This is a genomic window from Paenibacillus glufosinatiresistens (assembly GCF_031470375.1).
Taxonomy (GTDB): domain Bacteria; phylum Bacillota; class Bacilli; order Paenibacillales; family Paenibacillaceae; genus Paenibacillus_AQ; species Paenibacillus_AQ glufosinatiresistens.
The window spans coordinates 326,812-351,205 of the sequence record NZ_JAVFHT010000001.1 but is presented as its reverse complement, the minus strand read 5'-3'; the positions used below and the strand labels follow the sequence as shown (position 1 = coordinate 351,205).

The following is a 24,394-nucleotide window of genomic DNA, read 5'->3' as shown; positions in this document are numbered from 1 at the left end:
ATCCTCACTATATCCTGTTGAGCATCCTTCCAAAAAATTCTATCGTTTTGTTAGGGGTGAGGGGAAATTGAACAACATGGAATTTATCAGAGAAAGAATCCGAATTCTGCGCACTGGTAAAGGACAGAGCCAGGAACAGCTGGCTTTGAATGCAGGAGTCACTTTTTAATCAGCAATTGTATACCACTCCTGAAATTAGAAATAACCGAGTTATGATTCGTATCGCAAACGTGAATTTTAGTCACAAATTTATTCATGTTCCACGAAGCCGATCCCTTCTTTTGTCTTTTAAAAAAACAATATTGATTTTCGACACAGAAAAAAGGCAGCCGTAACGACTGCCTTTCTTAAATCCTCTTAATATGTCTCTTCCCCCTACACCGCCCCCACCTGATACTGCAAATAAATCTTCTTCAACTCATTGGCAACGCGGGTCAGGGAATACAGGGTCTTGGCTTTCTCCCAGGCGGAGCGGGAGAGTTCGTAGCGGTAGGCCGGGTCGGAGATGACTTTCTCCAGCGCGTCGGCCAGGGCCGGGACGTCGTCGGGCTTTACGAGCAGGCCGTTGACGCCGTCGTCGATCTGCTCGGGAATGCCGCCGACGTCGGTGCCGACCAGCGCCAGGCAGCTCAAGGCGGCCTCGGCGAACACGGAGCCGAAGGCTTCGGCCCGGGAGGGCAGCACGAAGATGTCGAAGAACGGCATGAACTCCTCCGGATGGAGGGTGTAGCCGTAGAAGATGGTCTCGTTGTAGATGCCGAGCGCGCGGGCCTGATTCTCCAGCTGCCCCCGGAACGGGCCGTCCCCGATAATATGCAGCACATATTCATGGCCGCGCCGCTTCAGCTCGCCGCAGGCTTCGAGCAGCACGTCGAGCCCTTTGGCGGGTACAAGCCGGGTGACGGTAACGAGCTGCGGAACGTCGTTGTCGTGGGCGACGGGCTTGAACCGCTTCTCGTCGAAGCCGTTCGGGATGATGCCGATGCGCGACGGATCGGAGATATACTGGCCGAGATAGCCGGCAAAAGCGGACGACACGGTCAGCAGCCGGTCGCTGATCTGCTCCAGTTCCCGATAGATGCAGGTCAGGAACTGATGCTCAATCCCGCCTTCCTGAATGGCGCCGTTCAGAATGAGCTCGCGCTCATAGCTGGAATGGACAGTCTGAATGAGCGGAATATGCGGAAAGATCTTCTTCATGGCCATACCGGCAATCGGGTGATGGGCATGAACCAGGTCATACGGCTTGCCCTGCAGCAGGCGGAGCCGCGTCCACCAGAGGTAATCCCGGTACGTCTGGATATATTTCCGGACCACGGGGCTATCCCCATAGAGGGTCCAGTCGAAGGTCTCGAATACGATGTCGTCTTTGCCTTTTCCCCGAATCCGCTTGGGCAGCCAGAACAGATCCATCTCCCAGCGTCCGGAGCGGAAGCGTTCCTGCAGATAGGGTATCATGGACGAGACGCCGCCGGGCTGCTCCGGCGGAAAGAAGAGCGCTTGCAGCAGATTCATACGGTAAGTCCCCTTTTCGATAGCCGTCTGATTTCATATTACCGGGATAACCGGCAGGCGGCAACCGACAAAACCGTAACCCGGTCCTTTTCGGGACGGCTGCCTCCGAGTTATGGTACACTGCACAATAGACATGATGACACTGTCATCCGTACCCTTGCTTAAGGAGACTGCCAAGAATATGAACATGAATACGCCACTGCTGCCCCCCGCCTTCGTCAACGCCGTCCGCGAACTGCTCGGACCCGAAGCCGAGGCGATGCTCGATACGTACACAGAGCCGAGAACCCAGGGTCTGCGGATGAATACGCTCAAAAGCGCCGGAGGCGCCGGCGCGGCGGCCGCGGCCCGCGCTGCGGATTTGTTCCGGCTGGAACCGGTGCCCTGGTGCCCGGAAGGCTTTTACTACGAAGACCCGGTCCGGCCGGGCAAGCATCCCTACCATGCCGCCGGGCTCTACTACATCCAGGAGCCTTCCGCCATGTCGGCGGCCGTACTGCTGAACCCGCAGCCGGGCGAACGGATCCTGGACCTCGCTGCCGCGCCCGGAGGCAAGACGACGGCCATCGCGGCCCGCATGGAGGGCAAAGGGCTGCTTGTCTCCAACGAGATTCACCCCGAGCGGGCCCGCATTCTCGCCGAGAATGTCGAGCGGCTCGGCATCGCCAATACGGTCGTGACCTGCGCGACCCCGGGCGAGCTGGCCCGCCGGTTCCCCGAGCGGTTCGATCGGATCATGCTGGACGCTCCCTGCTCCGGGGAAGGCATGTTTCGCAAAGACCCGGGCGCGATTCAAGAATGGTCGCCGGAGCATGTGGAGCTTTGCGCGGCGCGCCAGTGGGACATCGTGCAGGACGCCTGCCGGATGCTGAAGCCGGGCGGAACGCTCGCTTATTCCACCTGCACCTTTAACCGGGCCGAGAATGAAGAACTGGTCGCCCGCATTATCCTCGGCTGCCCGGGGATGGAGCTGATCGAAGCCCACCGGCTGTGGCCGCACCGGATCAAGGGCGAAGGGCATTTCATTGCGCTGCTGCGCAAGGGCCCTGAAGAAGACCCGGACGCCGAAGCGTACGAGCGCGCCGCCGAGGAACATCCGGCAGCGGCCCAAGCGGAGCGCCGCGGCCAGCGCGGCGGCAAGCCGGGCCGGGCCGGGAGCCCGCGCGTCCCGGGCCAGGCGGCGGAAGCGCTGCGCGCCGTCCGCGAGTGGGCGGCGCAGGATGCGCCGGGCCTGGAGCTGTCCGGCGTGCCGCTGCTCTTCGGCGAGGCGCTGTATCTGCTGCCGGAGGATTTCGCCGATCCCCGATCCGGCTTCGCGCCGGAGCAGCTCAACGGCCTGAAGACTCCCCGGCCGGGTCTGCATGTCGCCCAGCTCAAGAAGAACCGGATCGAGCCGGCCCATGCCCTGGCGATGGCGATGTCGCCGGAGCAGGCCGCCCGCACGTTCAATCTGGCCGCAGACGCTTCCGAGACGGCGGCCTGGCTGCGCGGCGAGAGTCTGCCCGTAGAGGCCAGCCTGCGCGGCTGGTGCCTGGTCACGGTAGACGGGCTGCCGCTCGGCTGGGGCAAGGCCAGCGGCGGCCAGCTCAAGAATCATCTGCCGAAGGGGCTGCGCATTCCCTGAGGCAGATGATTGCTCTGGAAGTTCCGCACAGGTCCCCCGGACCGTGCGAAAGCCTTATTCACGCGCAAAAGCCCGGCGAAGAATCGCCGGGCTTTTGCGCGTACCTGTGAGAAGAGAGACATTTAGTTCAGCGCATACTCCAGCAGCGCCGCCCGCACCCCGTTCTCGTTGTTGCTGAGCGTAACCGCATCGGCCGCAGCCTTGACCTCGACCGGCGAATTATCGACGGCAATTCCGAGTCCCGCATACGTCAGCATGGAGATGTCATTGAAATAGTTCCCGATGGCCAGCACTTCCTCGCGGGGAATGTCCAGCCGGGCGGCAAGCTCCTTCAGCGCGTTGCCTTTGGAAGCCTGCGGATGCATAATGTCGATGAAGAACTCCCCGCTGCGGGTAACGGTGAAGACCGGGTCCCACAGCCCCCAATCCTTAATCGCCTGCTCAATCACCTCGCGCTGGGCGAAGGCGGTGAACTTGACAATCGGCTCGGCGACCTCCTCCCAGGAGGGCAGCGTCGCCGGCACCAGCTCCAGATGCTCGTACATGTACATCGCTTCCTGGGCCAGATGCTCGACATTGTCCACATAGAGATCGAATGCCGTATTGACGTCAAAATGAATGCCCCGTTCCCGGCAGTACGCAATGTACGGGTCCAGTCCCCGGGCATCCATTCCGTATTGATGCAGCACTTGGCTGTCCTCGACCGCCACCGTAACCGCGCCGTTGTCGGCAAGCACGTAGCCGGTCAGTCCCATTTCCTTCATAATCGGAATCGCATTCTTCGGATTGCGGCCCGTGCACAGCACGATCCGGCTTCCGCGCCGGGTCACCTCGGCGATCGCTTCCTTGTTCGCTTCACTGAGCTGATGCTCGTCGTTCAGCAGCGTTCCATCGACATCCAGGGCAATCAGTTTGTATGTCATGCTCCACCATCCCCTTGCTCTCTTTAGTCTTCCGGCAGCAGAAGCGCCATCTCTTCCGCAGTCAGTTCCCGGCAGGCGCCGGCGGGCAGGGCCTCGTCCAGCATTAGCCTCCCCATCGCCACCCGCTTCAGGAAGACGACTTTCTTGCCGACCGAGAGGAACATCCGCTTGACCTGATGAAATTTCCCTTCGGTGATTGTCAGCGAGATGCGGCTGATTGTCTGGTCTCCGCGCCGCTCGCGGGAGAGAATCGTCAGCTCGGCGGGCTGCGTCCGGTAGCCGTCCTCCAGCGTTACGCCTTCGGAGAAAGCCCGGACATCCTCCGGCCCCACGTCGCCCTCCACATCCGCTTCATAGGTCTTCGGCACATGCTTGCGGGGAGACAGCAGCTCATGGGCGAGCTGACCGTCGCTTGTGAGCAGCAGCAGCCCGACCGTGTCCTTGTCCAGCCTTCCCACGGGAAAAGGCTCGAAGACCGTATAGCTGCGGTCCAGCAGGTCCAGCACGGTCCGGTCCCGCGCATCTTCGGTAGCCGACAGCACGCCCGCCGGCTTGTTCATCATCAGATAAATATGTTCACGGTACAGCACGCGTTCCCCGCCGACTTCAATTACATCGACCGCGGGGTCCACATGCACCGACGAATCCTTGATTGCCAGACCGTTGACCCGGATTGCGCCCTGACGGGCCATCTTCCGCAGCTCGCTGCGGCTTCCGTGCCCCATATGGGCAAGAATCTTGTCCAGCCGTTGGGTGCGCCCCCGGCCTCCGGCCGTTTCTTTGCTCGCCATCGTCTTACGTCCACCTCCATCCGGCAGGATATTCGTTCTTCAGCACGCCGTCCTGCCATTTGCCCCATCCGGCCGAGTAGCCGTCGATGCAGACGAGCACATAGCCCTTCGGCTCCGCTCCGTCTGCAAGCGCCAGCCGTTCCGGCGGGACTGTCAGCGTCTCGCCCTTAAGGTACGAGACCGCCTCCGGGCTGCCGCTGTCCAGCGACAGGCTGCGTCGGCTCTCTTCCCCTTTCAGCGCTGTGGCCAGCGGATGGCCGGGAATGAACCGGCCCTTCCGGGCTTCGCCCAGATACCAGCCGGGGCGGACGGTCTTCAATCCGTCCAGCGCTTCTGCGGGCAGCGGAGACAGGTACAGATGGCCGCCGAAGCGGATAAATTCACCGCTTGGAACAGCGGTCAGCTGCCCCGCAGCGAAGGCGGCAAAAAGCCCGGCGGCATCGGCGGCGCCAGCCACCTCTCCCGCTCCGCTTCCGGCGCGACGGACGCTGCCCAGCTGAGCGCCCCGGGGACCGGCCTCGGCCCCCCGGCCCTTGCCGCCGCCTCCGCTCCGCCGGTTCTCCCGTAGCGGACGGACGGCCAGGGAACGGCCGTCGTCTGCTCCGCGGTCATTCCCGGCTCCCGTTCCGCTTCCGCCAGCGGCGCCTGCCCCGGCAGCGGGAAGTTCCGAAGGCGCCGCGGAAGCTGCTCCATCCCGATCCTTAACCAGCACCGCGAGAAAATGCCCCTCGCCCTTGATAAGATGCGGCCACAGCCGGGCCGCCTCCGGCAGAGGCGGGAAGCCGGGCATCCAGCCCTCCGCGCCAAGCGCCGGCACCGCCCGGAATTCCGGATGTCTCGCCAGGAAGCCCGCAATGCTGCCTTCGTTCTCTTCCGGCGAGAAGGTGCAGGTGGAATACACGAGTCTTCCTCCCGGCGCCAGCGCTCCGGCGGCGGCTTCCAGAATATCGCGCTGCATCCCGGCGTAGCGGTCCGGCGACTCTTCATTCCACTGGCGGACCATGTCCTCGTCCTTGCGGAACATTCCTTCGCCCGAGCAGGGCGCATCGATCAGGATGCGGTCGAAGAACGCCGGGAACGCCGCTGCGATCCGCTCGGGACTCTCGTTGAGCACTACGGCGTTCCGCACGCCGCACAGCTCGATATTCTTCGCCAGCGCCTTCGTCCGGTCGGGGTGCAGGTCATTGCTGACCAGCAGCCCTTCTCCGGCCAGCTTGGCCGCAATCTGCGTCGATTTGCCGCCGGGAGCAGCGCACAGGTCGAGCACCCGGTGGCCGGGCTGCACATCCAGCAGCTCCACCGGCGCCATGGCGCTGGGCTCCTGGATATAATAGAGGCCCGTGTGATAATACGGATGCTTGCCCGGACGGGCGCTCTCTTCCGTATAGAATCCGGCGGCGCACCACGGAATCGGCTCCAGCCGGAACGGACTGATCGCCGCCAGCGTCTCGGCCGGCACCTTCAGCGTATTGACGCGGATGCCGCTGTACGGCTTCTGGCTGTAGGTGGCCGCAAATGCCTCGTAGCTCTCGCCGAGCAGCTCCTGCATGCGGGCCGTAAATGATGGGGGAAGCTGTGCTGCCATACCCGTCCTCCTGATTCTAATTGCTTCGCTTTCTTGATCCTGTTAAAAGACAGACACCCTTGCGGGTGTCGTCGGCTTGCTATGCATTCAATCCGGCTTAATCCTGCTTGCCGGCCGGGTTCTTCCGGCGGCGGGGTCCGCGCTGCTGCGGAACATTCGGCGCCAGCGTCCGGGAACGCAGCGACACTTCCTTGGCCAGCGCTCCGTCCACGATCTCGATGTCGAGATCGTAATAGGCGAACGGGGCTTCGGCGCCCCGTTCCACGGCCTCCAGCCGCTGTGCGTACGCCGCGCATTCGGCTCTCAGCTTCCCGAGGTCGATGCCGAGCGTTACCGCCGGGTACTTCTCCAGCCGCCCGGCCGAGCTTGCCAGCATCATCCGCGCTCCGCGCACGTTGCCGCTGCGGTAATGGTAGAGTCCGACCGCAGCCTGGAGCAGCCCCTTGTAGAGCGGGTCCCGCTCCCGGGCCAGCCAGAGCTCTTCCAGCACCTCATGGCACTCGAAGTAGTCGCGGTCCCGGTTGAAGTAGATCAGGTACGCGACGTACAGCGGTTCATAGGCCATCCGGACTGCCATTCTTCTTCGCCGCCGAGATCAGGGCGCGGACCTCTGTCAGCAGCTCCTTCATCGCTTCCATGTCCTGCGCCTGCCAGATTTCATTGAACCGCTCCTGGCTGGCGATCGCTTCGTTCACCAGGTGGTAGAAATAGAGCTGGTGAATGGCGTGCAGCACCTGGGTCGTCGTATTCGAGTTCTCCTCGAACGTCTTCTGCGCATCCAGAATTTCCTCCCGGATGCTGGACATTTCGGCGTCGAGGATCGAAGCGGCCTCGGCCGCCGTCTTCAGCCGCAGCCGAATCTCGTCCGGGAGGCTCTCCCGGTATTTATAGTTGAGCGAATGCTCGATCGTAGCCCAGAAATTCATCGCCAGCGTGCGAATCTGAATCTCGGCCAGCACGATCTTCTGGCCCAGCGCCGTCTGCACCGGATATTTGATAATCATATGGAAGCTGCGGTAGCCGCTTTCTTTATAGTTCGTAATGTAGTCCTTCTCGTACAGCACTTCCAGGTCTTTGCGCGCGCGGATCATCTCCGCGACCCGCCGGATGTCTTCGACGAACTGGCACATGATGCGGATGCCCGCCATGTCCTCGATGCCCGTCTCCAGATCTTCCATCTTCACATTGAGCCGCTTGGCCTTCTCCAGAATGCTGGACAGCTTCTTCACGCGGCCCGTAACGAATTCGATCGGCGTGTATTCCTCCCGCTTCTTCAGCTCCGAGCGCATGGTCTTGAATTTGACCTTCAGCTCTTCCACCGTCTGTTCATACGGGAGCAAAAAAGTGCCCCAATCCCTGCCGTCCATCGTCCTTCCTCCTGTCTGTAGCTGCTTCCCGGGCGCCGCTCTTTAGCGGTGATCCGCTCCGACCGCTTCCGAGATATGCCCGAAGCCGTCGCGCCGGAGCAGATTCCGCAGCCCGGCGTGCAAGCGCCGGTTCACCTCCGGCCCCTCATAGATCAGCGCGGTATAAATTTCAACCAGACTCGCGCCGGCTCTGATTTTATCGTAAGCGTCCCGGGCCGTAAAAATGCCGCCCGATCCGATGATCGGGAGCCGGCCGCCCGTCTGGCGGTAAATCGCCGATATGATCTCCGTCGACCTCTTCGCAAGCGGCCGGCCGCTCAGCCCGCCTGTCTCTCCGGCATGCCGGTGGGTCAGACCCTCTCTTGAAATCGTAGTGTTCGTGGCAATGACGCCGTCAACCCGGGCCTCCGTCAAGGTATGTACAATGCCTTCCAGTTCTTCGGAGGACAGGTCGGGCGCAATCTTGACCAGCAGGCTCTTCGGCCGGCCGCTCTTGTCCCGCTGCAGCTCCATCTCCTCCCGCACGCCCGCCAGCAGCGCTGCCAGCTCTTCCCCGTGCTGAAGGCTGCGAAGCCCCGGCGTGTTCGGGGAGCTGATGTTCACGACAAAAAAATCACCGTACGGATACAGCGTACGGATGCACTCGCGGTAATCGTCATGGGCCGCCTCGTTGGGCGTCGTCTTGTTGCGGCCGATATTCACGGCGACGGGGATGCGGCGGCGCGCCTTCTTCAGACGGCCGGCCATCGCGGCCGCTCCTTCGTTGTTGAAGCCCATCCGGTTAATCAGCGCCTCATCCTCCGGCAGACGGAACAGCCGAGGCTGTTCGTTGCCCGGCTGGGGCCGCGGCGTAACCGTACCGACCTCCATGAAGCCGAAGCCGATGCTGGAGAAGCCTTCGACCGCCTGCGCGTTCTTGTCGAGGCCGGCGGCAAGGCCGACGGGACTCGGAAAATGCAGGCCGAACAGATCGACCGCAAGCTCGGGTGTCTCCGGCACGCCGTACATCAGCCGCAGCGCGGATGAGCCGCCCGGCACTCCGCCGGTCTTCGCAAGTCCGCCGACGACGAGGTGATGCGCTTTTTCCGGGTCCATCTTGAAGAATAAAGGTTTCGCTACATAGGGATACAGCACCGTTCTCGCTCCTCTTGGGGTTCCAGGGTTTCTTCTTAATTCTAGCCGTTTCCGCCCCAAAAGAAAAGTTTTTGTCTGCCTCGCGCCCTTCGGCGGAGCGGCCCGGCGGTATGACCGGGAGTATAGTATTTTTGTTGAAAACGCATTACAATAGAGGGCGTACACGGCGTCTTATCCGATTTATGAGAAAAGGAAGGTCGAGTCCTATGTCAGCCAACAAACGCAAGCCCCCAACCCTGCAGCAGAAGAAGGAAGAGGTCAACCGCGGCGCCATTCTGTGGATCAGTCTCACCCTTGCTGCAATTGTCATTGCCGTCGGCGTTCTTCTGGTCGTCACGGGAAGCTGAATTGTAGACAAGCTGCATGCTAATTCAGCCAGCGGTATACTTTGCGGGGGTTGGTCTGATTCCCTGCATCCGGCAGATCCAGACGGTTCTGCGGATGCAGCGGCTCATCGGGCAGAACCCCTTTTGTTATGCTCACCGGCGTACCCCGGGGCGCCAGATCGAACAGTTCCTCGATGTCCGCCCTGCCCATCCGCACGCAGCCCAGCGACTCGTCCTTGCCGATGCTGTCCGGCTCGTTCGTTCCGTGAATGGCGTAATTCGTATCCGAGAGCTGCATGCCCCGGCTGCCAAAATCCCCGTCGTCCTTCCCGTTCGGATTCACGACTTTGTCCGTCAGCACAAAACGCCCCTCCGGCGTTCGTTCTCCGCCCAGCCCCACCTTGTAGTTGCGCAGAATCACATTCCCGCTGACCAGCGCCAGACGGTGATTCGCCTTGTCCACAATGATCTCAAGCGGTTGGCTGAAAAGCGCCCCCGATCCGCCTCCGGCGCCCGGCGGCCCGGCTTGTCCGTCCGCTCCGGCTCCGCCCGGAGCCGCGCTTCCCGGCGGCGCGGCGTTCCCGCCGCCGGAAGCAGACGCAGCTGCCCGCAGCAGGCCGGTCAGCTCGCGCTCCATCGCCGGCGTCAGGCCGGTCAGCCAATTGCCGGGGTAGTCCCCGGCCAATTCCCCGGCTCCCGCCGGCAGGCGCCCTTTCGCCGCCCGGAAGGCGGCGACGGCGCTCGCCAGCACGGCGCGCTCCTCCTCGCGCGCCTGCCACTGCGCCGCCGCGGCGGCGAGCCCGGCGTCCGGACGGCCGGGCGTGCACGAGCACACGGCGGCATCGTACGCCGTGATCGTGGTCTTGCCCCGCCCGTCCTTCTCGGCCGAGAAGGACAAGGGCAGCTTCTCGCGCCACAGCAGCCAACGCCCGGCGCGCTCCATGCCGAGGACCGCCGTCGTCTGCGGTCCCGGCCCGGTCCCCGGGCCCGCGAGCTGCGCAGCCGCGCTCGCGAAGCCCGCTGCGCCGGCCTCCCGCGCCGTGAACGCGGGAGCGCTCTGCGGCGCAGGCGCTGCGGCGGAGCCGTCAGTGCCTGCCGCAGCCTCGCCAGCCGGCGCAGCCGCCGGGACCGCGGCGACCGGCCGCGCCGCGGGGCCGCCGCCCGGAGCGGCCGCGTTCGCCGGGATCAGCGCGAGCAGCGCCAGGATCAGCGCAAGCAACGAGCGGCGGAGCCGAAGCCGGCGGCGCTCCTTCTCGCGCCCGGCTTCGAGCAGCCGCTCCTCGTAATCGCGGAGCAGGTCGGCGGGCACCTTGCTGTGCTCGAACGCTTCGTAGACGCCCCCCGCCTGGTTGAAGCAGTAATTCGCCTTGCCCTCCTGCCCGCTCTTCAAATATTCCTTGCCCAGCAAATACCAGGCCATCTTGTTCTCGGGATGATTCTGCACATACTGCTTGAGGTATTGCGAATTCTTCATGGCGTCCTCTGCCCTCCGCTCTCAAGGGGTAACAGCAAAAGAGACACCCCGCCGCACTTCCTGCGGATACGGGATGTCTCTTATTGGTCCTTTTGCCGGGCGAGGCAAAAGGAATCTTACTTGTTGAAAGGCTCGTCCGCAATCTTGATCGAATCGGTCGGGCAGCCGTCGCAGGCATCCTGAAGATCCTCGAACAGCTCGTCCGGAATTACGGTTACGCCGCGGTTGCCGTCATTCTCGTAGATGACTTCAGCCAGGCCTTCGTCATCGTAGTCATAAATGTCAGGGGCCGTCGCGCCGCATGCGCCGCATGCGATGCAGGTGTCCTTCTCGACCCAGGTATACTTCGCCATAATCTATTACGCCTCCTGTTATTCGCCAAATCATGTATGGTCCATCATACCTTAATTAGCGCCCGATTTCAACGACATTCTGGCGAACCTTACGGCTTGATCGCCGCTTTGCGCACGCCAGTCTGCCGTGCTCTAACGCTCTCCGGGATGATGGAGATTATCTTTCTGAAGCGACGTTCCCCGGACTTTGTCGTCCCGAAGAAGAGCGGATTTCGGATCGGCCAGCATGCCGGCCGTCAGCACGGCGTTCTCGCCGAACTTGTTGCGCAGCATGTCCATCGCCTTGTTCAGCGATTCCTTCTTCGGCTGGCGTTTGTACTCGAACAGATCAAGCTGAACCGCCGCTTCCTCCTTGGGCCGCAGACCGTGCAGCGTAACGCCGAGCAGACGGACCGGCTTGTCTTCCTTCCAGTGTTTCCCGAACAGTCCGCAAGCCGCCTTGTAGACATCCTCCGCGGATTCGGTCGGCGTATCGAGCTGCCGGGACCGGGTAATCGTCTTCATGTCCGGCGTGCGGATCGTAATCTGCACGCCCGAAGCCATCAGTCCCTGCCGGCGCAGCCTGCGGGCGACCTGGTCGCAGATGCCGAGCAGGACCGGGCGGGCCTCTGCGAGTCCCGCAATGTCGCCGGGCAGCGTAATGGTGTGCCCGATTGACTTGCTCTGCTCCGGCTCGGGATTGACCGGCGATTCGTCCAGACCGTTCGCCGCCCGTTTGAGCCAGGAGCCCATGATGCCGAAGACGTCGCGCAGCAGGCTCTCGTCGGCAGCCGCCAGCTGGCCGATGCTGTAGATGCCGAGCCGCCGGAGCTTCTCCGCCGTCTTCGCGCCGATGCCGAAGAGCTGTTCGCACGGCCGCTCCCACAGAACCGAAGGCACGTCCCGGAGGCGCAGCACCGAGATGCCGCTTGGTTTCTTGAGGTCCGAGGCCATCTTGGCGAGCAGCTTGTTCGGCGCGATGCCGATTGAGCACGGCAGGCCCAGCTCCTCGCGGATTCGCCGCTGAATCGTCTCGGCGATCTGCGGCGGTGTGCCGAACTGCTTCGAGCCCGTAATATCCAGATAGCATTCGTCAATCGAGACCGCTTCAAGCTGGGGCGTATAGCTGTAGGCAATCTTCATGAAGGCCGAAGAATACTTGCGGTAGAGCCGGAAATCCGGCTGGATGACCAGCAGCTCCGGGCAGATCCGCAGTGCCCGCTGAACCTGCATTCCGGTGGAGATTCCAAGCCGCCGGGCCGCGTAGGAGCAGGTTACAATAATTCCTTTGCGCAGCTCTACGCTGCCCGCCACCGCCGTCGCCTTGCCCCGATAGAGCTCCGGCTGCTCCGCTTCATGGACCGAGCAGTAGAACGCATTCATATCAACATGCAGAATGACTCTGCCGTTCAACGGATAGTAGCGGTTAACATCGTCCTCCGTCATGGTCTCACCTTCTTCCGGTCCCTCGCAGATCCGATTAAATCGATACCTTCTATTATACCACAGCAGGCGGCTCGGCGGATTCAGAACTTCCCTTTTGCTCTGCTCCTTATTCCCGCCGGTTCACTCTGTTACACTCCCGCGTTAAATGCTATAATGGATGAATTCATTCCCTTTGAAGGAGGATTCATAATGTCTACGTCCATCACCATCTTCGATACCACGCTGCGCGACGGCACCCAAGGCGAAGGTATCAGCCTGTCCGCAGACGACAAGCTGAAGATCGCCAAAAAGCTTGACGATCTGGGTGTGCATTTTATTGAAGGTGGCATCCCGGGAAGCAACAACAAGGACATTGAATTTTTCCGGAGGGTCCAGTCGCTCGGGCTTCGCGCCAAGATCAGCGCCTTCGGCAGCACCCGCCGCAAGCATTCCCTCGCCGAACAGGACGAGAACCTGCAGCGCATCCTGGCCGCAGGCGTGCCGGCTGCCACGCTGGTAGGCAAGGCATGGGATTTTCATGTGCATACCGCTCTGCAGACTACGCTCGAAGAGAATCTGGCTATGATCGGCGATTCCATCGCCTATTTGAAGCGCAGCGGACTGGAGGTCGTGTTTGACGCGGAGCATTTTTTTGACGGCTACAAGCACAACCCGGAGTATGCCGCCGCCGTGCTGTCCCGGGCGCGGGAAGCGGGCGCGGATTGGCTCGTCATGTGCGATACGAACGGAGGCACGCTGCCGGGCGAAGTCCATGAGATCGTCACCGCCGTCGGTCTGACCCTTCCGGGAGCGCCTCTTGGCGTGCATACGCACAATGACTGTGAGCTTGCGGTGGCGAACACGCTGGCCGCCGTCCAGGCGGGAGCGCGGCATATTCAGGGCACCGTCAACGGCTACGGCGAGCGCTGCGGCAATGCCAATCTCTGCTCTCTCCTTCCGACGCTTCAGCTGAAGATGGATTATACCTGTATTCCTCCTGAATCTATGGCCCAGTTGACGAATACGGCCCGCTACGTCAGCGAGATTGCGAATGTCAACATGCCGGTGAACCAGCCGTATGTCGGATCGGCCGCTTTTGCCCATAAGGGCGGCATTCATGTGTCGGCGATTCTCCGCGATTCCCGTACGTATGAACATATCGAGCCGGAGAAGGTCGGCAACAAGCAGCGGGTGCTCGTCTCCGAGCTCGCGGGGCAGAGCAACGTGCTCTCCAAAGCGCAGCAGATCGGACTCCATCTGGACCCCAGCAGCGAACAGGCCCGGAAGATTATCGACCGGATCAAAGAGCTGGAGCATCAGGGCTACCAGTTCGAAGGAGCCGACGCTTCGCTGGAGCTGCTGCTTAGAGAAGCGACCGGCGAGATCGACGAGTTGTTCACCTTTGAGTCTTTCAAAATGCTCGTAGAGAAGACCGCCGGCGGCAGCGTTGTCTCTGAAGCTTTCGTGAAGCTGAATGTCGCGGGCGAGAGCCTGTATACGGCGGCCGAAGGCAACGGTCCCGTCAACGCCCTTGACAATGCGCTGCGCAAAGCGCTCATTCCGTATTTTCCGTCGCTGCGGGATATGCACTTGTCCGACTACAAAGTTCGCGTGCTGGATGAGCAGGACCAGACGGCGGCCAAGGTCCGCGTCCTGATCGAATCCAGGGACTACCGCACAGCCTGGAGCACCGTCGGCGTCTCGGGTAACGTGATTGAAGCGAGCTGGGAAGCGCTGGTGGACAGTATGCGCTACGCTCTTCTCGGTCTCCATTCGCCGCAGCCGGTGCGGACCGAATTCGGACAGCGCGGCCTCGTCAACCATTAATCCTTTCTCAAGCCTCAGCCCTGCTTGCATAATAAGCCGCGGATGCGGCTTTTTCGCTTGTTTTCCAGCTATCGGGAGTGCCCTGGAGCGCTCTGCTCTACCGTCTGCTCCATCCGGCCAAGCGCCCGCCCTAGGCGTTCTTCATTCAGGCCGCCGACGATCACCTCGGTCACGACGCCGTTCCTGTCGATCAGGATGCTTGTCGGAAAGACCGTCCCCCGGTACAGCCTGTATACCGAACCGTCCGTGTCGTACAGAATCGGGAATTTTAATCCGTACTTCCGCACCATGCGCTCGGCGCTTCGGCGGTCGTCATATCCGGTTACGTTGATCCCATAGACGTCCAGCTTCCCGGCATAGGCTTCGGCAATCCGGTTCAGCGCCGGCGCTTCGTCCCGGCACGGGCCGCACCAGGACACCCAGAAGTTCAGCAGCACCGCCTTCCCGCGCTCGCCGCCCAGGCGATATTCGGAGCCGTCCCTTCCTTGCAAGGTAAAAGCGGGAGCCCGCATCCCCGGCTCGGGTCCGGTCTTCAGCTCTTTCCTTACCTCTTCGGCCGCCGCCGCTGCCGTCTCCTGCGCCGGCCGGGCGGCCAGCGCCGGAACGGCTCCGGCTCCGGGACGTTCCGATACACTGCGGCCGAGCAGCACGCCCGCCGCTGCGGCCAGAGCCGTCAGCAGGACCAGCCAGCCGCGCATTGTCTTCCGGTTCCTGTTCATTGGCGCACCATCCCTCCTTGTCGTTCCAGTGTCCCCGGCCGCGCCGGGTTTCAAACGGCACAGGCGGCAGCGCACCAAAAAAAGAGGATTTCGCCGGAGCGAAATCCTCAAGAAGAGAGAGGGGTAAAGCGATGACAGCCTTCCAGGGCGGGATTTCAGCCATTCGGCTGAAGCCCGCCGTACAGCAAGAGCTGGGGAAGCATCTGCTGACCAGTCTTCCGCACGAAGCCTGCGGCGTCCTGCTGGGCGCTGCCGCAGCGGGAGGCATGCGCATCGACGGCTACATGCCGATGCGCAACGTAGCGCCTGACCCGCTGCATTCCTTCGTTCCGCATCCCGCCGATTGGGTCCGGGCCGTGTGCCGGACCCCTTCTCCTGTCGGCCTGTTCCATTCCCATCCCGCTTCTCCTCCGGTGCCTTCCTCGGCGGATCTTCGCGGGCTGGCAGGATGGCAATCCCTCTTTGCCGTCTGTCTGATCGGTTCCCCGCCCGCGCAGCAGGGCGAGCTGCCGGTCTGGAGAGGCTACCGTCTGTCCAGCCGCGACAGGGACGGCAGCATTCCTTCAGGCATGGGGGCGGAACTTGAACTGGTTCCACTTGAACTGGTTCCGATTCCGGTTCACGTTCTGCTGAGATAAGCGTACAGGTCTCCCAGCGTCTCCACTTGGCGCCGCCGGGCGATATCTCTGAGGTAGCTAACCCAGAGCTCGGCGGTCATGCGCGCATCCGCCAGAGCGTTATGCCTGTCCCGGATCGGAATGCCGTGAATGGCCAGCAGCTCATCCAGCGTATAGCTGCTCCGGCTCGGTTCCAGCCAGCGGGCCAGCATCATCGTATCGAGCACCCGGTGCGTCAGCTGGACCTTGGAGGTCTTCCACAGCGCCGTGTTCAGGAACGCCTTGTCATGGGCACTGGCATGAGCGACCAGCACCCGCTGGCCGACGAATGACAGGAAGCGGTGCAGACATTCGATGAGCGGAGGAGCTTCCCGGGTCATTTCAGCCGAAATGCCGGTCAACTCGGTAATGGACGCCGGGATCAGACAGGTACAGTTGACCAGGGTATAGAAGGTCTCCTCCTGAATCTCCTGCCCGATGACCTTAACGGCTCCGAAGGAAATAATCTCGTCGCCGCCCTGATGCGAGAACCCCGTCGTCTCCAGATCGAATACGACGGTCTCCAGTTGGGACAGCGGCGTATGCAGCACTTCGGGACGCCGCTTCTCCCGCATGAGCGACCGCAGAAACGCCATCTGCTGGGCCGACTGCTGCGAAGCCGCCCCCCCGCGCATCGAGGCCAGGGCAGAGGGCATTCCTCCATGCCGCAGTGTACTCCAGAATCCCCCCGCTTTCGGTTCTTTCATAGCTGTCTCCTTTCCGCTGACCGAAGCTGGCGCTGCAAGGCGCGGTGAATGCGCCGGACCAGCAGCAGGCTGTCCCGAAGCTCCGACAGGAGCCGTTTATCCTGAAGCGCTTCTTCCGAAGCGTAATCGCTCCCGCTCAGCATTCCTTCCTGAACCGTATAGGCGGTCTTGGCCCGCATGCCCAGCGCCGTCAGGAAGGCTTCCTTCACTCTGCCCGTCCAAGCTTCCTCTCCGCCTTCCGCCAGAAGTTCAAGGCGCTGCAGCGTGGAGGTGGCCCGAATGCCCCGGGACAAGGATACGTGTCTGACACTGTTGACCAGCGGAATATACAGTCCGTATTTGACATCGAATCCGCCGGCATGGTCGCCGAAGCGCTCGGTCATCACCTGGCCAAGCAGATTCAAGGTGGCCTTGTGGCGCACCGTGTTGCGCAGAACGGCAACCTGCAGCCGCTCGTTGTCGCGGAATCCCTCGTGAAAATGATCCAGCCACGCTTCGGTCAAAGCGCGGTCTCCTGCAATATGCCTCAGATCGGAAGCGATAATCAGATAGCGGACCGCTTCCCACTCGAACCGTGCCCTCCATTCTTCCAGCTGCCTCTTCCACTCCGGCAGCGTCTTTCTCCACATCGGCTCCGAGCACATGACCTTGCCGGGACATTTCTCATAACCGACCTCAGCCAGCAAGCGGGACAGCCGGAATCCGAAATTCTCAAAATACCGGCTCAGCTCCTCCGACTCCGGCCCTTCCATAATGAGCCCGTTGTCCTGGTCGCTCCACAGAGTCGCTTCCTGCCTCCCTGCGCTGCCGAAGACAACGAAGGAATAAGCACAGGGAGGCGGGCCATGGCCCGCCTCTTCCATCTGCATTTCGCACAGTTCCACCGCCCTGCCCTGCACGGCATCGTGCATTCGGTTAACCCGCTGCATCCAGACTTCAATCGGCAGCGTGTGAAGCTGTTCCAGCAGAATCGACTGGCATTCCATGCGCCTGCGCCTTAACTCCGAAGGCGAACCGGCTGTTAGCAGACCCCGGAGCCCCGGCTGTCCGTCCCAATCCTTCGTATCCGGCAGTAGCATATGGTCCGCCTCCCGTGTAAGCCGTGAATGCTTCAGATCAGTTGCCCAGCGTCTTGGACTCGGAATCCGTCACAAGCTTCATCTGTTCCGGATATCCGTAAGTGCCGTGTTCGCTGAGGTCCAGGCCCATCAGTTCTTCTTCTTCGGTTACGCGAAGACCGTTGACGACTTTAATGATATAGAGGAAGACGAAGGACAGCACGGCTACGAAGGCGAACGATCCGGCAACGCCGAGCAGCTGGATGCCCAGCTGATGGAAGCCGCCGCCGTAGAACAAGCCTGCCTTGCCGACGAGCGCATTGGCCTCGATGAGATCCGGGTCTGCGAACAAGCCTGTGGAGACGGCGCCCCACATCCCTGCAATACCATGAACAGAGAAGGCGTAGATTGGATCGTCAAGACCGGCGCGCTCCAGCCACTGGGAGGTCATGAAGGTGAAAGCGCCGGCGACCAGACCGATGATGACGGCTGCCCAGGGCTCAACGAAGGCGCAGGCGCCGGTAATGGCAACCAGAGCGGCCAATACCCCGTTCAGCATAGCCGGAATATCGGATTTGCCGAAGTAGAGCCAGGAAGCGATCAGAGCGGCCAGACCGCCTGCCGCAGCTGCAATGTTCGTTGTCAGAGCAACATGGCCGAAGAATCCGCCCATCGGGGACAGCGCGCTGCCTGGATTGAACCCGAACCACCCGAACCAGAGAATGATAACGCCGAGAACCGTGAATACTTGGTTATGACCCGGGATAATAACCGGCTTGCCTTCTTTGTTGAACTTGCCGAGCCGGGGTTTAAGCAGAATGGTAGCTACGACCGCCGCGGTTGCGCCTGTCAGATGGACGACTGTCGAACCGGCGTAGTCCTGCATGCCGAGGTCGGCGAGCCAGCCGCCGCCCCATACCCAGTGGGCCACTACCGGATAGATGAAGACCGAGAACAGAATGCCGAAGATAATGTAGACGCTCAGCTTGGCGCGTTCGGCCATTCCGCCTGATACGATGGCCAGCGATACAGCGGCGAAGGCCAATTGGAACAGAAATTTAACATTCGTTGTCACATCGGAGAAGCCCAGCGCATCTGCAAAATCCTTGACCATCGAATCCCCGCTGTACATAAAGCCGGTGGTGCCGAAGAAGTCGTTCCCGTTGCCGAAGCCGAAGGCAAAGCCTACTGCCCAGAAGCACAGCGACGCGATTGCCAGCGTCAGCACCGTCTTGCCGGCAACGTGGCCGGCATTCTTCATCCGTACCGAACCTGCTTCAAGCAACGCGAAGCCTGCCTGCATGAAGAAGACGAGGATAAAGGCCAGGAACGTGAACGCCGTATCCAGACCGATCTGCAAATCCGGCGTTGTCGGTCCGTCTGCCGCGAATGCACTTACCGGATACACCATGAGGGTAATCATGGCTAAGATGAAGCACAACCATTTTCTTTTCATTGATCCCCACTCCTTATGTTATGTAATCTGACAAATGATGAAATTCTTATTGTCATTATAAGCAATGGCAGCAAACTTGACAAGAATATTTTTCAGGAAAGCCAAAAAAAATGCGGTGTGCTTTCCGGCAGCCTTTTTCCGAAGACATTTTCGCTAAAGCATGACGTTTGACTGTACGGTTTCGGGTTGATATGATGAGTATAGGACATGACAGAAACGGGGTGATCGCTTGGGGATACCGTCCTGTACCGTATCGGCGAGTTGGCCAGAGCGGCGGGCATCAGCGAGCGGACGGTCGATTATTATACGAAGCTCGGTCTGATCTCGCCCGAATCGCGCAGCCAGAAGAATTACCGGCTCTACAGCCGTGAAACCCTGGTCGCTCTCGAGCGTATTAATCAATTGAAGCAGGAGAAGTATTCATTGGAAGAAATCCGATCCATGCTGGAGAAGTGGAGTCCGGCAGCGCCCGATCCCGCCGTCTCCGCCAAGCTGGCCGAATTGGAAGCGCATATGCAGCGCGTGGAACGCGATGTCAGAGCGCTGGAGCCTTTCTTGAGCCAACTTAAGCCCAGTCAGGCCCGCAGGGCGCTCGCAGGGCTGATTCCGCAGGGAGCGGCCTGCATGGAGGCGATTCGGCTGCTGCTGTCGCAGGGGCCGCCGATGTAATACCGCTATTGCATACTTACAGTGGAGGGACACTATTTATGATTTATTTGCTCATAATTATCGCCTTTATCTTGACGATCTGGGCGCAGTTCAGAGTGAAGAGCACTTTTAACCGTTATGCCCAGGTACCGAACGAGAACGGATTAAGCGGCTATGAGGCCGCCCGCCATATGCTCGACTCCAACGGATTGCAGGATATCCCGATCGAGCCGGTTCCCGGCACGCTGTCCGACCATTACGACCCGATTCACCGCGTCGTCCGCCTGTCGGAGCCGGTCTACTACGAGCGCAGCATCTCGGCCGTATCGGTTGCCTGCCACGAAGTCGGCCACGCCATCCAGCACAAAGTGCATTATCCGATGCTGGTGCTTCGTCACCGGATCTTCCCGCTCGTGAACTTTGCTTCCGGGATTGCTCCGTTCCTGCTGCTTGCCGGGTTCATGTTCAATTACTTCAACCTGATCGGAATCGGCATCATCTTCTTCTCCGCTTCCGTTGCGTTTCAGTTGATTACGCTCCCGGTCGAGTTCAACGCCAGCAACCGGGCCCGCCAGGTGATGGTGGAACAGGGTTATATCCGCAACGAGGAAGAACGCGGAGTTGCGAAGGTGCTGAACGCGGCAGCGCTGACCTATGTGGCAGCCGCTCTCGTCTCCCTGCTGGAGCTCATCCGTCTGATCGGCATCTTCAACAATCGAGACTAACGGCTTCCATAGACAAGACAACCCCGGTCGGCTACATGCCGACCGGGGTATTATTTTGCCTGGATTTGAAGTAAGTCAGCAGGAACGCCCGGAAGGAGCGCGCTACGAGCGGAAGCTTGCCGTCTGAACGATAGATCAGTCCCACCGTGCGTGTAACCTGCGGCTCCGAGATGCGGACCTGGGCGGGCTGAAGCCGTCCGGTCTGGAACAGCGCCATCTCCGGCAGCAGACTGACCCCCATTCCGGCAGCAACGAGCCCCCGGATCGTATCGGTCTCTCCCCCTTCAAATGCAATCTCCGGCGTGAACCCCGCCTGAAGGCAGGCCTGCCAGACAATCGGCCGAAGCGAGTAGCCGGGACTGAACAGGACGAACTGCTCTTCCCTAAGCTGCTCCAGTCGAAGCACCGACTCCCCGGCGAGCGGATGGCCCGGCGGAAGAATGGCGAACAGCTCCTCCGTCATTACAACGTCGCCCGACAGCTGGCCGCTGCTCTCCGGACAAGGCGAAATGAAGGCCAGATCAACCTCCGCCGACAGGACATCCTTGATCAGCGAAGAATACGTTCCCTGCTTGAAGCGAAAGCGGACATGCGGATAATGCTGTTTGAACTCGGCAACGATGGTCGGAATGAGATGGGTGCCCATGCTGTGCGGGAATCCGATGCGGATCTCCCCGCGCTCCGGGTCCAGGAATTCATGGACCTCGGCCACCGAGCGGTCCAGATCCTTCAGGATCGTCTCCACCCGCTTGCAGAAGAGCTGACCGACCGGGGTCAGGTGCAGGTTACGGCCCTTTTGCATGAACAGATCCACGCCCAGCTCCTGCTCCAATTGATGAATCTGGCGGCTGACCGCCGATTGCGCCACGTGCAGCTCCTCCGCCGCCCGGGTGACATGCTCTTTCTGCGCTACTTTCAAGAAATACTGAAGCTGTCTCAGCTCCACGGGTCGATCCTCTCCTTCCGGCTAACGCATGGTTCTTGACGGCGCAATCCGGACGATCAGACCGTACAGGAAGAATCCGCCGACCAAGCCGCCCAGATGCGCGGCCCAATTGATGTTCGGCATGGCAAAAGTCGTGATCACGCCGAGCAGCAGAAGGCTGTACAGCGTTTTGCGGGAGCCTTCATCCAGCTTGAAGCGCTGCAGCAGCGCAATATACAGGAAAGCGCCGTAGACCGCATAGATAGCTCCCGAGGCTCCGACGGATACCGTTCCCGCATAGACCGCTTCTCCGGACACTCCCATTGATACCAGATTGCCGACCACGCCGCCAAGGATATAGAGAACGGCATAGCGCGCCCAGCCCATCAGCCGCTCCAGCGGCGGAGCGAATACAAGAATGGCAAAACAGTTGAAGAGCAGATGTGAGATTCCATTGTGAAGAAAGATCGAAGTGACCAGCCGCCACCACTCCGTGCGCTCGGGGCCGATATCGACCATGGCGCCATAATGAAGCAGCGTATAAGGGTCGGTGGACCCTCCGTTCAGGGACAAAATGATGAACATGACCAGGTTCGCGGCTACAATCAGCGTCGTAACCGGATAGTACCGCAGATAGCTCTTCCAATTCTCATAACGGATAAACAGCATACTTTCCATCCTTCCTTCCGATAGGTCCGGTTGGACATGGTCTTGTCTTTATGATTATAATTTAGAAGGCCAACAACAATCCAATGTGGTACGAATTAATTTGAAGGAGGATTATACTCATGGCTCAAGAACGGACAGGCGAAGCAACCTTTAAAGGCAACCCGATCACTCTGGTCGGTCCCAAGCTCCAGCCGGGAGATCAGGCGCCGGATTTCACCGTGAACCTGAACCTGCTCGAAGAAACGACCCTCAAGGATTATGCAGGCAAAATCAAGCTCATCAGCGTGGTCCCTTCGCTCGATACCGGAGTATGCGACGCCCAGACGCGGCGCTTCAATGAAGAAGCCGCACAGCTCGGGCAAGACGTCGTTATTCTGACGGTTAGCGCCGATCTCCCCTTCGCTCAGGCGCGCTGGTGCGGAGCTGCCGGCGTAGACCGGGTCGTCACCCTCTCGGACTACAAGACCCGTTCCTTCGGCGAGGCCTATGGCGTACTTATTAAGGAATTCGCTCTCGATATGCGTTCGATCTTCGTCCTGGACCGGGACGATAGAATCACCTATGTCGAATACTTGTCGGAAATGACGGAACCTCCGAATTTCGAGGCCGCCATCGAGGCTGTTCGCAAGCTCCTCTAGAAGGATTCCCCTTTGGGCATCCCCGGTCATAGAACAAGCGGAAGAAGGAATCCTTCTTCCGCTTGTCGCTTGAATAGGGGCGTTCCGCCGATAATCAGTCGGTCTTGTATTTGGACAGCTTCTTATCGAGTATGCCGTACAGGCGCTGAATCACCCGGTAATTGGCGCCGAGATCGCCCAGTGAGCCGCGCGAAGCCGAATACATGTCAACGGCGCTGCGCATGGGGCCTGTTCCGAGCACGGATACTGTAATGTCCAGGGTCCGTCCAAAAGCCGTCTTCTTCTCCAGCGTAATCTCACCGACGGATGGGACCTCGTGAAGCACCTTGAACCCGGGAACCTTCTTCAGCGTCGAAGAAACTTCTGCCCAGGCTTTGTCCTTGCTGAGACTGTAATAACGAGTCTTGAGAGCCGGATCTTTGGCACGGTCGCTCGTTCCGTCGTAGCTGCGAAACAAGCCGACCAATGTTCGTTTAAACGACAAAATTCTTCCCCCTCTGTATATCCTTCATTCCTATTCTATAGTGTAACATTCTTCCTCCCCGAACAAAAGCCTTTGCGTGAACGCGAAGGCAAGATCCCCGTTATGGAAAAGCGCCCTGTCCCGATATGGGAACAAGGCGCCTTATGCATTGCTTGGGAAACCCGCCTATGCCGTCCGGCTGAAGTGTCTTCTGAACCTGCACCAGCAGGTGGGTGACCGCAGAATACGCTTTTGAAGTCCCCATGTCATATAGACAGGGCCTTTCAGCCACGATCCGTAATTGGTCTCCCAAGACATTGTCATTGGTTCAAAACAACGAACAGCCGATAACGAACATCGCAGGATTTATATTGTTATTATAGTGTGTTTGTGCGAAAAAGTAAACCATGTATGCGCTTTTATTTAGCCTTATTCAGTTCCAATATTGTCCGGACTATTCTCGGCCCCTGCCTTCTAGCTTCTCTTCGGCTCCTCTGACGACTCCAGGAAATCCTCGTCCTTCTCTTCTTCACCGTCTTCACTGTCTTCGCGTTCCTCGGCTTCCGCCTTCTCCCGCGCTTCCTCTTCCTTCCGCTTCTTCTCTTCCGCCTGCGCCTGAAGCTTATTATAGGTCGCGTAGAAATTGAAGAATGCCGCCATGGCAATCAGCGTCGGGATGCAGAGAACGAACAATACCGGGTAGTGCATTCCGATATAGGCCAGCACCGCAGCCGATACGAGCGACGAGAACACCCGAAACGGGCGGGCGATCGTAATCAGCAGGGAATTGATGATCACTTCTTTGAATTTCATTTCATAGTGAACCACAATTGAGAAGAAATTGAACATCGAGACGAACAGGATGATCATCAGAACAAGCATCAGAATGCCCACGATCTGAAAATCCTTCATTTGATTCATATAAACGGTGACATCGACATACATCACCACCGAAAGAACCGTATAAATCAGTCCGCCAAGCATACTCTTGACGTAGTTCTCCTTATACCCCTTAAAGAAAGTCCTGAACGTGCCGACATCCGTATTGCCCATGACCCACTTGCGGACCACGTTGAACAGCGCCGATGTCGCCGGGAACAGCGTGAACGGTGCTGTAATGCCAAGCCCCCAGTTCAGCAGCACCTGCTCGTTGGCGCCCCCCGTATCGCTGGCCAGCATAATAAACTTCAGCAGAACGACGAACAAAAACGGAACCGAACAGAGCGCCCACAGAATATTGCTGAACGCAATTCTCGAAATCCATTCCGTAATGCGGTAAATACCGCCCATTGCACCTTTAAACTCCACTTTCCTTCCTCCTGTCTGTCTGCGCATACCGCGTAATCTAACTATACCTTATTTCCCGGGGACAGCGCCATAGCCCAACTTGCCGGAAGTAGGCGGCCA

25 protein-coding genes and 1 other RNA gene are annotated in these 24,394 nt (G+C 60.1%); 7 read left to right on the top strand and 19 right to left on the bottom strand.

The features are described from left to right. Positions 1 to 375: 375 nt before the first annotated feature. A complete protein-coding gene (locus RBI05_RS01535; RefSeq protein ID WP_310549875.1) occupies positions 376 to 1,515 on the bottom strand; it encodes a glycosyltransferase family 4 protein in 1,140 nt (379 codons plus the stop codon). A 187-nt stretch (positions 1,516 to 1,702) separates the two neighbouring features. Between RBI05_RS01535 and RBI05_RS01530 the strand changes: the two genes are divergently transcribed. Then, complete coding sequence (locus RBI05_RS01530) at positions 1,703 to 3,139, top strand: RsmB/NOP family class I SAM-dependent RNA methyltransferase (protein ID WP_310550072.1); 1,437 nt, start codon at positions 1,703 to 1,705, stop codon at positions 3,137 to 3,139. A gap of 122 nt (positions 3,140 to 3,261) precedes the next feature. Here RBI05_RS01530 and RBI05_RS01525 read toward each other — a convergent pair whose 3' ends face one another. The 6 genes from RBI05_RS01525 to RBI05_RS01500 form a co-directional block, all read right to left on the bottom strand. Continuing rightward, on the bottom strand, positions 3,262 to 4,062 hold the full coding sequence (locus RBI05_RS01525) for an HAD family hydrolase (RefSeq protein WP_150458274.1): 801 nt from the start codon (positions 4,060 to 4,062) through the stop codon (positions 3,262 to 3,264). A gap of 23 nt (positions 4,063 to 4,085) precedes the next feature. Continuing rightward, entirely contained in the window at positions 4,086 to 4,853 is a 768-nt protein-coding gene (locus RBI05_RS01520; protein WP_310549874.1) for a pseudouridine synthase, read from the bottom strand. Positions 4,854 to 4,857: 4 nt separating this feature from the next. Then, entirely contained in the window at positions 4,858 to 6,438 is a 1,581-nt protein-coding gene (locus RBI05_RS01515) for an RsmB/NOP family class I SAM-dependent RNA methyltransferase (protein ID WP_310549873.1), read from the bottom strand. 97 nt (positions 6,439 to 6,535) lie between these two features. Next, positions 6,536 to 7,015: a DUF309 domain-containing protein gene (locus RBI05_RS01510; protein WP_310549872.1), complete on the bottom strand. Its 480-nt coding sequence runs from the start codon at positions 7,013 to 7,015 to the stop codon at positions 6,536 to 6,538. Further along, positions 6,993 to 7,805, bottom strand: coding sequence for a GTP pyrophosphokinase (locus tag RBI05_RS01505; protein ID WP_150458271.1), 813 nt, complete (start codon positions 7,803 to 7,805; stop codon positions 6,993 to 6,995). The genes RBI05_RS01510 and RBI05_RS01505 overlap by 23 nt, the downstream gene beginning before the upstream one ends. A 42-nt stretch (positions 7,806 to 7,847) precedes the next feature. Then, positions 7,848 to 8,939, bottom strand: coding sequence for a quinone-dependent dihydroorotate dehydrogenase (locus RBI05_RS01500; protein ID WP_310549871.1), 1,092 nt, complete (start codon positions 8,937 to 8,939; stop codon positions 7,848 to 7,850). Positions 8,940 to 9,145: 206 nt separating this feature from the next. Here RBI05_RS01500 and RBI05_RS01495 point away from each other — a divergent pair, with 206 nt between their 5' ends. Next, complete coding sequence (locus tag RBI05_RS01495; RefSeq protein WP_310549870.1) at positions 9,146 to 9,286, top strand: hypothetical protein; 141 nt, start codon at positions 9,146 to 9,148, stop codon at positions 9,284 to 9,286. 19 nt (positions 9,287 to 9,305) lie between these two features. On the opposite strand, the gene RBI05_RS01490 is transcribed toward RBI05_RS01495, so the two are convergent. From RBI05_RS01490 to RBI05_RS01480, 3 genes are all read right to left on the bottom strand, one after another. Beyond that, positions 9,306 to 10,739, bottom strand: coding sequence for a L,D-transpeptidase (locus tag RBI05_RS01490; RefSeq protein WP_310549869.1), 1,434 nt, complete (start codon positions 10,737 to 10,739; stop codon positions 9,306 to 9,308). Between the two features lie 116 nt (positions 10,740 to 10,855). Beyond that, positions 10,856 to 11,092, bottom strand: a complete 237-nt coding sequence (locus RBI05_RS01485) for a ferredoxin (protein ID WP_150458268.1) — start codon at positions 11,090 to 11,092, stop codon at positions 10,856 to 10,858. A gap of 132 nt (positions 11,093 to 11,224) precedes the next feature. After that, on the bottom strand, positions 11,225 to 12,517 hold the full coding sequence (locus RBI05_RS01480; RefSeq protein ID WP_310549868.1) for a DNA polymerase IV: 1,293 nt from the start codon (positions 12,515 to 12,517) through the stop codon (positions 11,225 to 11,227). Between the two features lie 189 nt (positions 12,518 to 12,706). On the opposite strand from RBI05_RS01480, the gene cimA reads away from it, so the two are divergent. Continuing rightward, positions 12,707 to 14,323, top strand: a complete 1,617-nt coding sequence (gene cimA, locus RBI05_RS01475) for a citramalate synthase (protein WP_310549867.1) — start codon at positions 12,707 to 12,709, stop codon at positions 14,321 to 14,323. Positions 14,324 to 14,391: 68 nt separating this feature from the next. Here cimA and RBI05_RS01470 read toward each other — a convergent pair whose 3' ends face one another. Beyond that, the gene (locus tag RBI05_RS01470; protein WP_310549866.1) at positions 14,392 to 15,042 is read right to left on the bottom strand and encodes a TlpA family protein disulfide reductase; all 651 of its coding nucleotides are present in this window, start codon (positions 15,040 to 15,042) and stop codon (positions 14,392 to 14,394) included. A 131-nt stretch (positions 15,043 to 15,173) separates the two neighbouring features. Between RBI05_RS01470 and RBI05_RS01465 the strand changes: the two genes are divergently transcribed. After that, a complete protein-coding gene (locus RBI05_RS01465; protein ID WP_310549865.1) occupies positions 15,174 to 15,680 on the top strand; it encodes a M67 family metallopeptidase in 507 nt (168 codons plus the stop codon). On the opposite strand, the gene RBI05_RS01460 is transcribed toward RBI05_RS01465, so the two are convergent. Genes RBI05_RS01460 through RBI05_RS01450 form a run of 3 tightly spaced genes read right to left on the bottom strand, consistent with a single transcriptional unit; the run spans position 15,662 to position 18,919 of the window. After that, on the bottom strand, positions 15,662 to 16,405 hold the full coding sequence (locus RBI05_RS01460) for an exonuclease domain-containing protein (protein WP_150458263.1): 744 nt from the start codon (positions 16,403 to 16,405) through the stop codon (positions 15,662 to 15,664). The two genes, RBI05_RS01465 and RBI05_RS01460, sit on opposite strands and share 19 nt — an antisense overlap. Continuing rightward, positions 16,402 to 17,484, bottom strand: coding sequence for a DUF294 nucleotidyltransferase-like domain-containing protein (locus RBI05_RS01455; RefSeq protein WP_310549864.1), 1,083 nt, complete (start codon positions 17,482 to 17,484; stop codon positions 16,402 to 16,404). Before RBI05_RS01455 ends, RBI05_RS01460 begins: the two co-directional genes overlap by 4 nt. Before the next feature lie 37 nt (positions 17,485 to 17,521). Continuing rightward, positions 17,522 to 18,919: an ammonium transporter gene (locus RBI05_RS01450; RefSeq protein WP_150458261.1), complete on the bottom strand. Its 1,398-nt coding sequence runs from the start codon at positions 18,917 to 18,919 to the stop codon at positions 17,522 to 17,524. Between the two features lie 243 nt (positions 18,920 to 19,162). Here RBI05_RS01450 and RBI05_RS01445 point away from each other — a divergent pair, with 243 nt between their 5' ends. Next, a complete protein-coding gene (locus RBI05_RS01445; protein ID WP_150458260.1) occupies positions 19,163 to 19,588 on the top strand; it encodes a MerR family transcriptional regulator in 426 nt (141 codons plus the stop codon). A gap of 38 nt (positions 19,589 to 19,626) precedes the next feature. Next, positions 19,627 to 20,292 carry a zinc metallopeptidase gene (locus tag RBI05_RS01440; protein WP_150458259.1) on the top strand — a complete coding sequence of 222 codons (666 nt, stop codon included), beginning with the start codon at positions 19,627 to 19,629 and terminating at the stop codon, positions 20,290 to 20,292. Between the two features lie 31 nt (positions 20,293 to 20,323). Here RBI05_RS01440 and RBI05_RS01435 read toward each other — a convergent pair whose 3' ends face one another. Next, positions 20,324 to 21,238, bottom strand: coding sequence for a LysR family transcriptional regulator (locus RBI05_RS01435; RefSeq protein WP_310549863.1), 915 nt, complete (start codon positions 21,236 to 21,238; stop codon positions 20,324 to 20,326). 21 nt (positions 21,239 to 21,259) lie between these two features. Next, on the bottom strand, positions 21,260 to 21,886 hold the full coding sequence (locus tag RBI05_RS01430; RefSeq protein WP_310549862.1) for a rhomboid family intramembrane serine protease: 627 nt from the start codon (positions 21,884 to 21,886) through the stop codon (positions 21,260 to 21,262). Positions 21,887 to 22,005: 119 nt separating this feature from the next. On the opposite strand from RBI05_RS01430, the gene tpx reads away from it, so the two are divergent. Further along, positions 22,006 to 22,524, top strand: a complete 519-nt coding sequence (gene tpx, locus RBI05_RS01425; protein ID WP_150459260.1) for a thiol peroxidase — start codon at positions 22,006 to 22,008, stop codon at positions 22,522 to 22,524. Positions 22,525 to 22,618: 94 nt separating this feature from the next. Here tpx and RBI05_RS01420 read toward each other — a convergent pair whose 3' ends face one another. From RBI05_RS01420 to RBI05_RS01410, 3 genes are all read right to left on the bottom strand, one after another. Then, entirely contained in the window at positions 22,619 to 23,008 is a 390-nt protein-coding gene (locus RBI05_RS01420; RefSeq protein WP_150459259.1) for a DUF1499 domain-containing protein, read from the bottom strand. A gap of 154 nt (positions 23,009 to 23,162) precedes the next feature. Then, positions 23,163 to 23,356: non-coding RNA, 6S RNA (gene ssrS / locus RBI05_RS01415), on the bottom strand. 105 nt (positions 23,357 to 23,461) lie between these two features. Next, the gene (locus RBI05_RS01410) at positions 23,462 to 24,295 is read right to left on the bottom strand and encodes a YesL family protein (RefSeq protein ID WP_310549861.1); all 834 of its coding nucleotides are present in this window, start codon (positions 24,293 to 24,295) and stop codon (positions 23,462 to 23,464) included. Positions 24,296 to 24,394 lie beyond the last annotated feature (99 nt).

Excerpts from the sequence above, each read along its gene's own strand:
- RBI05_RS01490 (WP_310549869.1), bottom strand. The coding sequence starts at position 10,739 with ATGAAGAATTCGCAATACCTCAAGCAGTATGTGCAGAATCATCCCGAG.
- RBI05_RS01480 (WP_310549868.1), bottom strand. The coding sequence starts at position 12,517 with ATGACGGAGGACGATGTTAACCGCTACTATCCGTTGAACGGCAGAGTC.
- tpx (WP_150459260.1), top strand. The coding sequence starts at position 22,006 with ATGGCTCAAGAACGGACAGGCGAAGCAACCTTTAAAGGCAACCCGATC.
- RBI05_RS01535 (WP_310549875.1), bottom strand. The coding sequence starts at position 1,515 with ATGAATCTGCTGCAAGCGCTCTTCTTTCCGCCGGAGCAGCCCGGCGGC.
- RBI05_RS01505 (WP_150458271.1), bottom strand. The coding sequence starts at position 7,805 with ATGGACGGCAGGGATTGGGGCACTTTTTTGCTCCCGTATGAACAGACG.
- RBI05_RS01515 (WP_310549873.1), bottom strand. The coding sequence starts at position 6,438 with ATGGCAGCACAGCTTCCCCCATCATTTACGGCCCGCATGCAGGAGCTG.
- RBI05_RS01510 (WP_310549872.1), bottom strand. The coding sequence starts at position 7,015 with ATGGCAGTCCGGATGGCCTATGAACCGCTGTACGTCGCGTACCTGATC.
- RBI05_RS01465 (WP_310549865.1), top strand. The coding sequence starts at position 15,174 with ATGACAGCCTTCCAGGGCGGGATTTCAGCCATTCGGCTGAAGCCCGCC.
- RBI05_RS01440 (WP_150458259.1), top strand. The coding sequence starts at position 19,627 with ATGATTTATTTGCTCATAATTATCGCCTTTATCTTGACGATCTGGGCG.
- RBI05_RS01455 (WP_310549864.1), bottom strand. The coding sequence starts at position 17,484 with ATGCTACTGCCGGATACGAAGGATTGGGACGGACAGCCGGGGCTCCGG.
- RBI05_RS01460 (WP_150458263.1), bottom strand. The coding sequence starts at position 16,405 with ATGAAAGAACCGAAAGCGGGGGGATTCTGGAGTACACTGCGGCATGGA.
- RBI05_RS01520 (WP_310549874.1), bottom strand. The coding sequence starts at position 4,853 with ATGGCGAGCAAAGAAACGGCCGGAGGCCGGGGGCGCACCCAACGGCTG.
- RBI05_RS01450 (WP_150458261.1), bottom strand. The coding sequence starts at position 18,919 with ATGAAAAGAAAATGGTTGTGCTTCATCTTAGCCATGATTACCCTCATG.
- RBI05_RS01530 (WP_310550072.1), top strand. The coding sequence starts at position 1,703 with ATGAATACGCCACTGCTGCCCCCCGCCTTCGTCAACGCCGTCCGCGAA.
- RBI05_RS01525 (WP_150458274.1), bottom strand. The coding sequence starts at position 4,062 with ATGACATACAAACTGATTGCCCTGGATGTCGATGGAACGCTGCTGAAC.
- RBI05_RS01430 (WP_310549862.1), bottom strand. The coding sequence starts at position 21,886 with ATGCTGTTTATCCGTTATGAGAATTGGAAGAGCTATCTGCGGTACTAT.
- RBI05_RS01495 (WP_310549870.1), top strand. The coding sequence starts at position 9,146 with ATGTCAGCCAACAAACGCAAGCCCCCAACCCTGCAGCAGAAGAAGGAA.
- cimA (WP_310549867.1), top strand. The coding sequence starts at position 12,707 with ATGTCTACGTCCATCACCATCTTCGATACCACGCTGCGCGACGGCACC.
- RBI05_RS01470 (WP_310549866.1), bottom strand. The coding sequence starts at position 15,042 with ATGAACAGGAACCGGAAGACAATGCGCGGCTGGCTGGTCCTGCTGACG.
- RBI05_RS01485 (WP_150458268.1), bottom strand. The coding sequence starts at position 11,092 with ATGGCGAAGTATACCTGGGTCGAGAAGGACACCTGCATCGCATGCGGC.